Origin of the sequence: Amphritea sp., from assembly GCF_048266285.1 — a bacterium.
In the GTDB taxonomy this organism is placed as follows: Bacteria; Pseudomonadota; Gammaproteobacteria; order Pseudomonadales; family Balneatricaceae; genus Amphritea.
Genome location: NZ_JBLWZV010000001.1, coordinates 61,940 through 75,833, shown reverse-complemented (window position 1 = coordinate 75,833; position 13,894 = coordinate 61,940). Strand labels below are relative to the sequence as shown.

The window sequence follows — 13,894 nt, the reverse complement described above, 5'->3', positions numbered from 1 at the left end:
CCCAAACACGCTCACCGAATGAGTAGCGTAGGAATAGACTCACAATCCACTATGCTTGAGTTTCTCCAACTGATCACGGTATTGTGCCGCTTTTTCAAACTCCAGATTTTTAGCCGCTTCATACATCTGATCTTCCAACCGACCCATCGCCTTGGCCAACTCTTTGGTGCTCAGTTTCTTAGGATCAATCTGATATTCTGCCACCGGCTCGGCGGCTTTACGACCGGTTTGCGTTTTACGGCCGGGAATCGCCGAAGCCCCTTCCATAATATCGGCTACGGATTTTTGAATGCCTACGGGGGTAATACCATGCTCTTTATTATAGGCAATCTGTTTGTTACGACGGCGCTCGGTTTCATCCATCGCCCGCTGCATTGAACCGGTTACCCGATCAGCATAGAGAATCGCCCGGCCATTGATATTTCGCGCCGCCCGACCAATGGTCTGAATCATTGAGGTTTCAGACCGCAGAAAGCCCTCTTTATCCGCATCCAGAATCGCCACCAGTGACACTTCAGGCATATCGATACCTTCACGCAGCAAGTTAATCCCCACCAACACATCAAACTCACCGATCCGGAGATCACGGATAATCTCAACCCGTTCCACCGTATCGATATCCGAGTGCAGATAACGCACCCGCACCCCATGTTCGTCCAGATATTCAGTGAGATCTTCAGCCATCCGCTTTGTTAACACGGTGACCACAATACGCTGATCCAAAGCCGCCACCTTATTGATCTCACCCAAGAGGTCATCGACCTGAGTCAGCGCTGGACGAATCTCAACGATAGGGTCAAGCAAGCCGGTGGGACGCACCACCTGCTCAACCACCTGGCCGGCGTTGGCCGCTTCATATTTACTGGGTGTAGCCGACACCATAATCATCTGCGGTGCCTGACGTTCCCATTCATCAAACTTCATTGGCCGGTTATCCAATGCCGACGGTAACCGGAAGCCATACTCCACCAAGGTTTCTTTACGGGAACGGTCACCCTTATACATTGCACCTAACTGCGGAATGGTGACATGAGACTCATCCATCACCAATAGGGCATCATCGGGTAGGTAGTCAAACAGGGTCGGCGGTGCATCGCCGGGATCTCGTCCTGAGAGATAACGAGAATAGTTTTCAATACCCGAGCAATACCCCAGTTCTTTGATCATCTCCACGTCATACATCACCCGCTGCTCAAGACGCTGTAGCTCGACCAACTTATCGTTTTCACGCAGCTGCTCTAAACGCGGATGCAATTCGGCAAGTATTTTGTCCACCGCGGCTAACAGGGTTTCCCTTGGGGTGACATAGTGGGATTTGGGATAGATGGTCGCCCGTGGCACACGACGCAACACCGCGCCAGTAAGAGGATCAAAATAGCTAAGGTTTTCTACTTCATCATCAAACAGTTCAATCCGGACCGCTTCTTTTTCCGACTCCGCCGGAAAGACATCAATCACATCGCCGCGCACCCGATAGGTACCTCGGTGTAGCTCGATATCGTTGCGGGTGTATTGCAGCTCAGCCAAGCGCCGCAAAATAGTGCGCTGATCCGCCTGATCGCCTCGGTCCAGATGCAACATCATGCCTAAATAGGATTTCGGATCACCCAAACCATAGATCGCCGAAACCGTGGCGACAATAATAGCGTCATCCCGCTCTAATAAAGCTTTAGTAGCCGACAAACGCATCTGTTCGATATGCTCATTGATTGAGGCATCCTTCTCAATAAAGGTGTCCGATGAGGGCACATACGCCTCAGGCTGATAATAATCGTAATACGAGACAAAATACTCGACCGCATTATTCGGGAAGAACTCGCGAAATTCACCATACAGCTGCGCCGCCAAGGTCTTGTTGTGCGCCATAATAATTGTCGGGCGCTGCAGCTCGGCAATCACATTGGCAATGGTAAAAGTCTTACCGGAACCGGTGACCCCCAGCAACGTCTGCGCGGCAAGACCGGCATGAATCCCATCAACTAAGCCTTTGATCGCAGCAGGCTGATCACCGGCGGGCTGAAACTTGGATTGTAACTGGAAGCGCTGTTTCATATCGGTTGTCTTCATAGATAGCGGGAAAAACTGAGCGGGACATTATACGCTTATGGAAAATTTTCTGCTGCCTGATCGTGCAATGAAAGAAAAAACAGCTGAAATACAACCGCTATGACACTTTATTGACATAAAGTTTACTTTTAACCCTTTTCCGCGACGAAAATGATTTTTCCGCCCAGCGGATTCCGGTATTATTTATCGGTTGGCTACACCGTGGCACACGACCACTTTTTTTCAGAGGATATGGCTAGGACAATGCAACTTTCCAATCGCGTTAACAGCATCAAACCTTCTCCGACACTGGCAGTGACAAACCGTGCTGCTGAACTACGTGCAGCAGGTAAAAACATTATTGGCCTGGGCGCCGGCGAACCTGATTTCGACACCCCAGATCATATTAAGAACGCTGCGATTGAGGCGCTAAACAACGGCTTCACCAAATACACAGCGGTTGATGGCACGCCAGGACTGAAAAAAGCGATTATTGCAAAGTTCAAGCGGGATAACGGCTTTGACTATGAAGCCAATCAAATTTTGGTGTCATGTGGCGGTAAGCAGAGCTTCTTTAACCTATCGTTAGCACTGCTCAACCCAGGCGATGAAGTGATCATTCCTGCCCCCTATTGGGTTTCCTATCCCGATATGGTGTTAATGGCTGAAGGCGTGCCGGTTATTGTCACAACAACCCAGGAAGCCCGCTTCAAAATCACCCCGGCACAACTGGAAGCGGCAATCACTGACAAAACCCGCTTGCTGGTATTGAACAGTCCATCCAACCCAACCGGTGTTGCTTATACCGAAGCAGAACTAAAAGCATTGGCCGATGTATTGGCTAAGTACCCTGAGGTACTGGTCGCTACCGATGATATGTATGAGCATATTCTGTTCACAGAGACGCCTTTCATCAACATCCTCAATGTCGCGCCTGAGCTGTATGACCGTACCATCGTATTGAACGGTGTGTCTAAAGCCTACTCCATGACCGGATGGCGCATCGGCTATGCCGCCGGCCCGGCGAAACTAATCGGTGCGATGAAGAAGATTCAGTCGCAAAGCACCTCTAACCCAACCTCGATTTCTCAGGTCGCTGCGCAAGCAGCACTCGATGGCGATCAAGACTGCGTAAAAGAGATGGTTAAGGCATTTAAACAGCGTCATGATTTCGTTATCAAGAAACTGAATGAAATTGAAGGCGTTGACTGCATCCCGGCCGATGGAACCTTTTATGCGTTCCCTAGCTTTCAGCAGGTGATCGACAACAATGAGCAGTTCAAAAACGATATCGATCTAGCTGAATTCCTGCTACTCGAAGCCGGCGTCGCCTTAGTACCGGGCTCGGCCTTTGGTGCTCCGGGCAATATGCGCTTATCCTTTGCAACCTCATTGGATGTTCTCGAAGACGCACTTAACCGCATCAAAACAGCGCTAGAAAAATAATTCTAGCCCTTGATAAAAAGCCGGGCGAGTCCCGGCTTTTTCACGTCAAGACGTACTGAAATCATTTGAAAACTCGTGATTACTGTGCACCATTATTGATGATTTACATACCCTGACAACTTTTCTTAAAATCTTCATTTGCTTTTATGAGAGCGGGACTTATAATCCTTTTTTACCTTTTAAGACGACCGGTCTAATCAACATGAATCGACCCAAAAAAAATGAGCACAATCGGGAAAAGATTTTACAAACCGGGATGGAACTCTTTAGCCGCAAGGGCTACCACGGCACTGGACTGAAAGAGATTTTAAATGCCTGCCAAGTACCTAAAGGCTCTTTCTATAATTACTTTGAAAGTAAAGAGCAATTTGCCGTCGCGGTATTGGAATACCAACACCAGCAGGACGATGCTAAATGGGAACGCCGGGGCGCAATGGCCACCGGTGATATACGGGCACGGTTTCGTGCTGCCCTGCAGGTCTTTATCGAAGAGTATGAACAAGACCCGGACCGCTGCGGTAGCCTGCTCACTAATCTAATGGGCGAAGTTGGCAATGCCAGTGAGTCATTCCGGCAAATTATCGACTCTTCCTGTACACGGGTGATCGACTGTATTGAAAAAGATTGTCGAGAAGCCCAACTCGAAGGTAGTTTCCGTGACGATATGCCCGCCCGAGCACTCGCGCAACTGTTTTGGGACTGCTGGCAAGGGGCCTTACTTCGCACAAAAGTAGAAGCATCGACCCAACCCTTAAGCGACGCCGCTGATATGCTCTGCACACTCTTTGCACCACTTAATCCGACGACTAAGGATAAACCACATAATGAAAATTAATCGCCTTTTCGCCCCCTTACTCTTAGGTGTGGCGCTCAATATGACATCCTTAGCCCAAGCCGCTGGCTTACCGGCAGAAGTTGTCCATGTTAAAAGTGAACCGCTGGTTCATATGATTGAAGCGGTGGGTACACTCAACGCTAACGAGTCCATAATACTGCGCCCAGAACAAAGCGGTGCCGTCGAAAAGGTACTGTTCACCGAAGGCAGTGAGGTCAAAGCGGGTGATAAACTCATCGTGCTCGAATCGTCCCTCTATAAAGCTCAGCTACAAGAGAGTAAAGCCCGGGTTAATCTGAGCCGTATCGATTATCAACGTGCCGATAGCCTAGTCAAAAAACGGGTTGGCTCCCAGCAAGATAAAGACTCTTCGCTGGCTCAGCTACAGGTTGATCAAGCCCAACAAGCGGTGGCACAAACCAAACTGAATAAAATGACCATCAATGCCCCCTTTGATGGCGTTATCGGTCTGCGTAAATTTAGCCCTGGCGATTACGTCAATATTGGCCAAGACCTCGTTGAACTGACCGACATGAAAATCATGAAAGTCGATTTTAATGTGCCAGAAAATCAGCTCTCTAAAATCAAATCCGGGCAAGCGATAAGAGTGCTCGTTGATGCTCTGCCAGGCGAAAGCTTCGATGGTGTCATCTATGCGATCTCACCTAGCATCAATGATCGTAACCACAATATTGCCATTCGGGCGAAAGTTGAAAACCGCGATAACCTGCTGCGCCCCGGTCTCTTTGCCCGCATTCAGATTATTACCCATACCGATGCGAATGCGATCATGGTGCCTGAAGAGGCGATCATCCCGAAGAACAATGACTTTTTTGTCATGACCGTCACCGATGACAAGATCGACATGGCACAGGTAAAACTGGGTATTCGTCGTAACGGTGCGGTGAACATTATCTCTGGGCTTAGCGTTGATCAGGTCATCGTTACCGCCGGTCAGCTCAAACTCTTCCCGGGCTCACCGGTAACACCTATCTTTGTAGACGGCACTGGGGAACAACCTAGCCAGCCTGCTGCTGAACAACCAGGAGCCTAAGCATGATACTTACTGAAATTAGTATCAAACGGCCGGTACTGGCAACAGTCATGAGCCTGCTGATATTACTCATCGGGGCAGTGTCTTACGACCGCCTCACGGTGCGGGAATATCCGAAGATCGATGTTCCGGTGGTCACCGTTGAAACCAGTTATCCCGGTGCCAGTGCCTCGATTATTGAGACCCAAGTCACCCAGATCATCGAGGACTCACTTTCCGGTATTGAAGGCATCGACTATATCAGCTCGGTCAGCCGTTCGGAAAAGAGCCAGATTACCGTTACCTTTAAGCTCACCCGGGATCCGGATGATGCGGCCAGTGATGTGCGTGACCGTGTCGGCCGTGTCCGCGGTAACTTACCCGATGATGTAGAAGAACCCATCACCGCTAAAACCGAAGCGGATGCTCAGCCGGTATTCTGGCTGGCACTCTCCTCAGATAATCATTCGATGATGGAGATCTCAGAGATCGCCGACCGGATGGTGAAAGATCCGCTACAAACGGTCGATGGTGTGGCTAACGTGATGCTGTTTGGCGATCGTCGTTTTGCCATGCGTATCTGGCTCGACCCTTCTCGTATGGCCGCTTACCAGATTATTCCACAGGATATCGAAGCTGCGCTGAGCAGTCAGAACGTTGAGATTCCAGCTGGACGTATCGAAAGTAATCAGCGTGAATTCAGCGTGCTGTCACAGACAGACCTGAACTCTGTCGAGCAGTTTGAAAACATCATTATTCGTAATGAGAACAGCTACCCTGTACGCATTAAAGATGTCGCCCGGGTAGAGATCGCACCGGAAGATGAACGTAAAAAATCACGTTTCAAAGGTAAGTCAGCGGTGGCGCTAGGGGTTGTTAAACAATCCACCTCGAACCCGCTGGATGTGTCCAATGGTATTCAGGAACGTCTACCACAAATTAAGGCTGCACTACCTGAAGGTGTGAATGTTGAGATCGCTTACGACTCTTCCATCTTTATTTCAGAGTCGATTAAGTCGGTATTCCAAACCATTTTTGAAGCCAGTATCTTGGTTATCGCGGTGATCTTCTTCTTCCTGCGAAACCTGCGGGCCACGCTGATTCCGGTCGTAACTATTCCATTGTCATTGATTGGTGGCTTTGCCCTGATGCTGATGATGGGTTTCAGTATTAACACCCTCACCCTGCTCGCGATGGTATTGGCGATCGGCTTGGTAGTGGATGACGCCATCGTCATGCTGGAAAATATCTACCGTCACGTTGAAGAGGGCTTATCCCCCATTCAAGCGGCCTTCAAAGGTAGTAAAGAGATTGGCTTTGCGATTATCGCGACGACTCTCACACTGGTAGCGGTATTTGCCCCCGTCGCCTTTACACCGGGCCGCACCGGTAAGCTATTCACTGAGTTTGCACTTACACTAGCCGGCGCGGTATTGGTATCAGGCTTTATCGCCTTAACACTATCACCGATGATGTGTTCTCGCTTATTGCATCATGAAAAGCGCCATAGTGCAGTATTCAACATGATTGAGGGCTGGATCATCAGCTTAACCAACGGTTATCAGTCACTGCTGAAAAAAGTCCTACGCTCTCGTCTGTTAGCGGTGGTTATCATGGTCGGCAGCTTAGCCGGTGCAGGCTTCCTGTTCACTCAGCTACCGCAAGAGCTGGCTCCCGTCGAAGACCGGGGTACAATTCTGGCCATGTCGATCTCACCAGACGGCGCATCTGTTGACTATGTTGACCGTTATGCGAAACAGGTTGAAGGTGTATTGGCAAAACAAACCTCCGCTGACCGCTACTTCACCATTGTAGGCTTCCCAACAGATACCAACTCAATGTCATTCCTCGGTCTTAAACCTTGGAGCGAGAGGGCGGAGAAACAACAAAGCATCGTCGCCGAGCTAACACCGCAACTCTTTGGCGGCATCACCGGCACCATGTCATTTGCCATGAACCCACCCTCGCTGGGACAGAGCTTTATCTCCCGCCCGGTGGAATTCATTATCAAATCGAATACCGACTTTGCTGAGTTGAAAACCATCTCCGATCAGTTGATGGCGCGTATCCTTAAGAATCCTGGATTCATCCAACCGGATATTGACCTTAAGCTGAATAAACCGGAGCTGACACTCAACGTCAACCGGGATAAAGCCTCTGAAATGGGCTTGGATATCAACCTGATCGGTCGCAGTATCGAAACCTATATGGCTAGCCGTAATGTCACCCGCTTTAAAAAGGATGGTGATCAATACGATGTTATCCTTCAAGTAGAGCCCTCTCTGCGACGCAGTCCAAGCGACCTGAGCAACCTATATCTGCGTACTAATGACAATGATATGGTCCAGCTAAGCTCCGTGGTTGATATTAAAGAGAGCGTTGCGCCAACCGAACTTAACCACTTTGATAAGATGAAAGCGGTTAAATTCCAGGCAATTCTGGCACCGGGTTACAGCGTCGGTGAAGCACTCGACTTTATTGAACAGCAAATGGCCGAAATTAGTCCAGAAACCCTTTATGACTTCGGCGGACAATCCCGCGAATTCAAGAAATCGGGTAGCGGTCTGATGCTAACGGCAGCCTTAGCGTTGGTATTTACCTTCCTGGTATTGGCGGCGCAGTTTGAAAGCTTCCGAAATCCGATGATTATTATGCTGTCCGTACCACCCGCCCTGTTTGGTGGCCTATCAGCGCTATACATCACCGGCGGTAGTCTAAACATCTACAGCCAGATCGGTTTGATTACCCTGATTGGCCTTATCACCAAGCATGGTATTTTGATCGTCGAATTTGCTAACCAACTACAGGATCAGGGACGCGACCTCCAGGAGGCGATTATCGAATCAGCCACCATGCGTTTGCGCCCTATTCTCATGACCACCGGTGCCATGGTGCTGGGTACTATACCGCTGGCAATCGCCTTTGGTGCCGGCGCCGAAAGCCGACAACAAATTGGCTGGGTAATTGTGGGTGGTTTGACCTTTGGTACCCTGTTAACCTTATTTATAGTACCGACGGTTTACAGTTATTTAGGACGGCGTCTCTTCAAGCAAGTAGAGCCGGACATTAAACTTATGGAACAAGGATCAGAGCAGTGAAAGCCATTCAACATACGATTCTGGCGACAGCGATCAGCTGCGCCCTGATGACGCCATACGTCAGCGCTGGTGCACTGACCGATATCTATCAACAAGCGCTCGCTCAGGATCCGCAACTCAAAGCGGCTGAAGCAGCGGCTAAAGCCGGTGAAGAAGCCCTGCCCCAAGGGCGAGCAGGATTACTGCCAACGGTTGCGTTAACGGGTAACACCACCTGGGTGAACTACGACTCGACCGATTACAATAACCACGGCTATACCGTCAGCCTGAGCCAGCCGTTGTTTTCAGCGGCGGCATGGTTTACCTACAAGCAAGGCATTGCCCAATCAGAAGCCGCGTCTTTGCAGTTCGATCAGGCGCAACAAAGCCTGATTCTCAGAGTAGTTAACAGCTACCTAAGCGTATTGCGGGCACAGACCGCGCTGGAAACATCTCAAGCACAAGAGCGCGCGATTAAACGTCGTCTTGATCAAGTAAATGCACAGTTTGAAGTAGGCCTCATTGCCATTACCGATGTTCAAGAAGCTCAGGCATCTTATGACAACGCGAAGGTATCTCGCATCCTCGCCGAGGGTGATCTCGATAATAGTTTCCAATCACTTGAGCGACTTACCGGGCAACCGGTCGGTACGATCGACCCACTCGCCAAAGACTATCCGGTTGAAAACATCAGCCCAATAGACCCACAAGCTTGGATTGAAAAAGCCCAAGCGGGTAATTTGGCACTCAAAGTCGCCCAAGCCAATACCGAAGCGGCGCGACGTCAATCCCAAGCCGCCTCCAGCGGTCACTTACCAACCCTGTCGCTGACCGCCAGCCATGATAAAGACAATGGCTCTGCAACCTACCCCGATGATGACTGGGAAACCAATCAAATTGGGTTAACGCTGTCGATGCCAATCTTCTCTGGGGGCGCTACTAGCTCCAAGAGTCGTCAGGCGGAATATGGACTCACGCAGACACGTTTTAATCAAGACGACACCCTACGAGGTGTGATCCTTGAAACACGCAACCTGTTGCGCAACTTACAAACCAATGTCTTAAGCGTTGCCGCCCGTAAGCAGAGCATTCTGTCGAGTGAGACTGCCTTGAAAGCCACTGAAGAGGGCTTCAATGTGGGCACCCGGAACGTGGTCGATGTGCTGCAAGCCGAGCAACAGCTTTATTCTGCTCAGCGCGATTATGCCAATGCCCGGTTTGACTATATCCAAAACCTGTTCAGCTTTAAGCAACAGATTGGCACTCTCAGCCCGGATGATGTGATCGGTCTAGACCAGTGGATGAAAGCTAAAACAGAGTAAGCCTCATACAGACCTGAACCTTAGGCATACAAAAAAGGCGGATATCATCGATATCCGCCTTTTTCATGATCATCCGTCATCAGCTCAAGGCTTTAAGGCCAAACAGCCGTTTCCTTTGCCTCAATCGATGGCGCCATCTAATCCATAACAACGATTTCACTCAGTCCATTTTTTTCCGCGTATTCACTTAACTTACCCGATTTTTTCATCTCTAGGAGAAACCCATCAATCTCTTTTAACCATTCTAACTCACCCTTCGGAACCGCATACGCATAATCGGTTTTAGCAAACGGCTCATCCGGTGACAGCAATACCGCCCACTTTGTCAGCGACACCATCCGCTTACCGTAGGGGTAGTCGCCCATAAAGACATCGGCGCGACCACTCAACACTTCCTGTTCGCGGGCCTTGAAACTATCAACAACCGCCACCTCTGCATGCTTAAAACGCGCTTTAACCACCGGCTCCATAAAGGTGCCCTTTTGCACCACAACCACAACCCCCTCTTGATCAATGCTGTCCCAGCTATTGAGATCAGGATTATCTTTAGTACCCACGGCATAGATACCACTGGCTAGGTAAGGCTTCGAAAATTCCATATGAGGTTTACGATCGTCTCGAACACCAATCGCATGCATACTAATATCGCAGGCATTGTTTTCCATGTTCTCAACCAATTTAGAAAAAGAACTTTCAACAAAGGTTAACTTAACCCCCAATCGATCGGCCAATGCATGCGCCATATCAATATCGATGCCCTCCAACTTTAAGGTGCGAGGGTTACGATAACTAATGGCAAAATAGTCCGGCCAGATACACACTTTAATCTCACCCGAAGCCATGATCCGCTGAGCCCGTTCACTGGCAATGCTAGCCGTAGATGACATCATCATTAAACAGGCCATAAGAAACATAGAGATGCGATGCTTGTTAGTCATATACGTTACTTCCTGCGTGACTTTCTACTATCAATTGCGTTCTAATGTACAATATCTTATGTGAGCTAGGTCCTTCTTTATAGCGCTTCTTTGATTTAAGTTGTAAATCTATGCACAAAAATGATGTAAAAAGACCGCCATCCTTTTCAAAATGGCTCTACGGAGGACTTATTTGTGCGCTGAGCCTCATCTGCACAACCCTTTGGCTTAGTTTTCTACAAAGCATCGATGAAAGAAACGAAAGATCAGCCCTTTATGCCCGGATGATTGAAAGCACCATCACCCGAACATTTGAAGCGCTGGAAATCACTCTGATCTCACTCTCGGATGATCTACGCGACGGTGACCTCAGCCCTGAGCATATCAGTAGCATGCGCAACCGGGCACTGAAAACCCTGAAATTTGCCCCACAACTGCGGCAGATTACGGTGGTCAAAGGCCGCGATACCATCATCGATACACACAATAGCGCAAACAATAATATCAACCTGAATATTCTCGGGTTAAATAACCCCAACCGTAGCCCCTTTTCCTTAGGAATGGTGGTCGGCACACCACTCAAAGGGCGCTTCCTACCACTCGAGGGTTACTTTCCGGAAGAGGGCAATCGACGCAGTTTAATCCCCATCGGCTATGAAACCCGTACCGCCGATGGCGAACGATTACTGATTGTCGCCACCTTTAACCCTAGCTATTTCAAACGCTATATTAACGATCTCCATCTAGAACAATCTGACAGCGTTTATCTCACCGATTTTGACGGCAACGCACTGTTACAGAAAGGCTTATACGGTCCCAACCGAAAAAGCGTTCTCAGCCACCTCAAGGCTGCCTTAGAGGAAAACCGTGATGCAGCCGAGGTGCGTGATTCACTGATAGGCGTGCCTTTTTCAACCGTCACCATGGAGCTGTTATCCAAGTACCCACTTGCAGTCACCGTCATTACCAATCATAACCGCTCGATGACACTGTGGTTAAAACAGAAAAATGGCCTGATACTCATCCTGTTGATCGCCACCACTCTGCTCATTTTTGGCACATTCTTTGTTGTACGCCTGAGTAAAAAAGCGCTCAAGATGAAAGATGAAGTTCACCTGCTGTCTGAAGTCGTCGAACATAACCCAACCATTATTGCGATTACCGATCCTGATGGGCTAATTGAATATGTAAACGAAAGCTTCGAAACCATTACCGGCTATAACCGTAAAGATGTCATTGGCCAAAACCCTCGCATTCTCAAATCCGGTGATATGGCCGACCATGAGTATGAAGCGATGTGGCAGACGCTGGTAAACGGTGAAACCTGGAGAGGTGAGTTCCACAATAAGAGCAAAGATGGCACCCTCTATTGGGAAGATGCATCAATCAGCCCACTGATTAATGATGACGGTATCATCACCCATTTTATTGCTCTCAAACGGCCGATCACTGAAGAAAAAGAAGCCCAAGAAAAGCTTCGATTAGCCTCCGATGTCTTTAGCGCTGCCGCTGAAGCCATTATGGTCACCGATCAGGACACCCGTATTCAGATGGTTAACCCATCATTTGAACATATTACCGGTTATCAACAGTCAGAAGTGATTGGCAAAACCCCGGCAATGCTTAAATCAGGCAAACACACCGATAACTTTTATAAGACCGTTTACGAAGAACTCGAAGAGCAGCATTTCTGGGAAGGCGAAATTTGGAATCGGCGCAAAAACGGCGAGCTTTACCCTCAATGGGTTGTGATCTCATCCCGCTTCGATCCAGAAGGTAAGCTGGAGGGCTATGTCGCCCTCTTCAGCGATATCACTAAACGTAAACATAACGAAGCCATTATTATTCATCAGGCAAACTATGATGCGCTAACCGGGTTGCCCAACAGAAACCTGTTTGAAGACCGGCTCAATCAGGCAATCGCCTTTACCGAGCGCGCCCAAGCCAAGGCGGCACTGCTCTATATCGATCTCGACCGCTTTAAATATGTTAACGATACCTTCGGCCACTATATTGGAGATCTGTTGCTACAGCAGGTCTCGGAACGGCTACAAGCCTGCATCCGTAAAAGCGATACCGTTGCCCGACTCGGTGGTGATGAGTTCGCCATCATTGTGCCCGAGCTGGAAAAAGTATCCACTATCGAGAAGATCGCCGATAAGGTGTTAAGCACCCTTGGCCATCCCTACATTTTGGATGGCAATGAAGCCTACATATCCTGCAGTATCGGTATCGCCATCTACCCTGACAATGGCGAAATCAGTGAAAAACTGGTCATCAATGCCGATAACGCCATGTATAAAGCGAAAGAGGCGGGCCGTAACACCCGTGAGTATTTCAATCAGGAGATGAATGAAGACTCGCTCAAACGTAGTACTCTTGAGCAGAATATTTATAAAGCACTGGAACGAAACGAGTTCTTCCTCGTCTACCAACCCATCTGGTCCACCGACGGGCAGCATATTGAATCGGTAGAAGCTTTGGTACGCTGGCTCCACCCCGAAAGAGGTACCGTCTATCCGCTGGAATTTATCCCATTAGCGGAAGAGTCCGCGCTGATCCACAGCCTAGGTGAGTGGATTATCCGAGAGGCATGCCAGTTTACTAAACAGCTGCGCATTGTCTTCGGTGCTCCCCCCATAAAAATCCCGAAAGTCAGTATTAATATTTCCAGCGCTCAGTTCATGAGAGGCAATGTCGCCGACATTCTCACCCGCGAGCTAGCAAACTTTGAGCTCGACGGCTCGGACATTGTGGTGGAAATCACCGAAAGCGCATTGATGATGGATCAAGCTAGAATCCATAGTCAACTCAACAGTATCGTCTCCCAAGGTATCGATATCGCCATCGATGACTTTGGCACCGGCTATTCATCCCTCAGCTATCTGAAAAAATACCCCGTCAAACGGTTAAAAATCGATAAGTCCTTTATTGATGACCTCGAAACCGATAAAGATGATCAGGCACTGGTATCAGGGATACTCTCTCTCGCCAGCTCGCTGTCATTAAAAACCATTGTTGAAGGTGTTGAAACCCAGGCTCAACTCGATATCTTAAGGCAGTATGGCTCGCCGATGATACAGGGCTACCTACTGGCAAAACCGATGGGTGAAGAGCAGTTGATGAACTTGTTGGAAGACCGTGCAAAAGGCCCCGCATAACGGGGCCTATAAATCTGCATTCAGGCTATAAACGTCAGCTTAAAAACTCACTGCGGG

At 49.0% G+C, this 13,894-nt stretch carries 8 protein-coding genes; 6 read left to right on the top strand and 2 right to left on the bottom strand.

What is annotated here, in order from left to right:
- Nucleotides 1-39 precede the first annotated feature (39 nt).
- On the bottom strand, nt 40-2,052 hold the full coding sequence (gene uvrB / locus ACN0T0_RS00295) for an excinuclease ABC subunit UvrB (RefSeq protein WP_417221911.1): 2,013 nt from the start codon (nt 2,050-2,052) through the stop codon (nt 40-42).
- 258 nt (nt 2,053-2,310) lie between these two features.
- Here uvrB and ACN0T0_RS00290 point away from each other — a divergent pair, with 258 nt between their 5' ends.
- From ACN0T0_RS00290 to ACN0T0_RS00270, 5 genes are all read left to right on the top strand, one after another.
- Nucleotides 2,311-3,492 (top strand): pyridoxal phosphate-dependent aminotransferase, encoded by a 1,182-nt coding sequence (locus ACN0T0_RS00290; protein ID WP_417221909.1) that lies wholly within the window; start codon nt 2,311-2,313, stop codon nt 3,490-3,492.
- A 202-nt stretch (nt 3,493-3,694) separates the two neighbouring features.
- On the top strand, nt 3,695-4,327 hold the full coding sequence (locus tag ACN0T0_RS00285) for a TetR/AcrR family transcriptional regulator (RefSeq protein WP_417221907.1): 633 nt from the start codon (nt 3,695-3,697) through the stop codon (nt 4,325-4,327).
- Nucleotides 4,317-5,381 (top strand): efflux RND transporter periplasmic adaptor subunit, encoded by a 1,065-nt coding sequence (locus ACN0T0_RS00280; RefSeq protein ID WP_417221905.1) that lies wholly within the window; start codon nt 4,317-4,319, stop codon nt 5,379-5,381. Before ACN0T0_RS00285 ends, ACN0T0_RS00280 begins: the two co-directional genes overlap by 11 nt.
- A 2-nt stretch (nt 5,382-5,383) precedes the next feature.
- A complete protein-coding gene (locus ACN0T0_RS00275; RefSeq protein WP_417221903.1) occupies nt 5,384-8,458 on the top strand; it encodes an efflux RND transporter permease subunit in 3,075 nt (1,024 codons plus the stop codon).
- The gene (locus tag ACN0T0_RS00270) at nt 8,455-9,759 is read left to right on the top strand and encodes a TolC family outer membrane protein (protein ID WP_417221901.1); all 1,305 of its coding nucleotides are present in this window, start codon (nt 8,455-8,457) and stop codon (nt 9,757-9,759) included. Before ACN0T0_RS00275 ends, ACN0T0_RS00270 begins: the two co-directional genes overlap by 4 nt.
- Before the next feature lie 137 nt (nt 9,760-9,896).
- Here the strand turns inward: ACN0T0_RS00270 and ACN0T0_RS00265 are convergent, their stop codons facing one another.
- Nucleotides 9,897-10,697, bottom strand: a complete 801-nt coding sequence (locus ACN0T0_RS00265; RefSeq protein ID WP_417221899.1) for a substrate-binding periplasmic protein — start codon at nt 10,695-10,697, stop codon at nt 9,897-9,899.
- 110 nt (nt 10,698-10,807) lie between these two features.
- Here ACN0T0_RS00265 and ACN0T0_RS00260 point away from each other — a divergent pair, with 110 nt between their 5' ends.
- Entirely contained in the window at nt 10,808-13,837 is a 3,030-nt protein-coding gene (locus ACN0T0_RS00260; RefSeq protein WP_417221898.1) for an EAL domain-containing protein, read from the top strand.
- Nucleotides 13,838-13,894 lie beyond the last annotated feature (57 nt).

Excerpts from the sequence above, each read along its gene's own strand:
- uvrB (WP_417221911.1), bottom strand. The coding sequence starts at position 2,052 with ATGAAACAGCGCTTCCAGTTACAATCCAAGTTTCAGCCCGCCGGTGAT.
- ACN0T0_RS00285 (WP_417221907.1), top strand. The coding sequence starts at position 3,695 with ATGAATCGACCCAAAAAAAATGAGCACAATCGGGAAAAGATTTTACAA.
- ACN0T0_RS00265 (WP_417221899.1), bottom strand. The coding sequence starts at position 10,697 with ATGACTAACAAGCATCGCATCTCTATGTTTCTTATGGCCTGTTTAATG.
- ACN0T0_RS00290 (WP_417221909.1), top strand. The coding sequence starts at position 2,311 with ATGCAACTTTCCAATCGCGTTAACAGCATCAAACCTTCTCCGACACTG.
- ACN0T0_RS00275 (WP_417221903.1), top strand. The coding sequence starts at position 5,384 with ATGATACTTACTGAAATTAGTATCAAACGGCCGGTACTGGCAACAGTC.
- ACN0T0_RS00260 (WP_417221898.1), top strand. The coding sequence starts at position 10,808 with ATGCACAAAAATGATGTAAAAAGACCGCCATCCTTTTCAAAATGGCTC.
- ACN0T0_RS00280 (WP_417221905.1), top strand. The coding sequence starts at position 4,317 with ATGAAAATTAATCGCCTTTTCGCCCCCTTACTCTTAGGTGTGGCGCTC.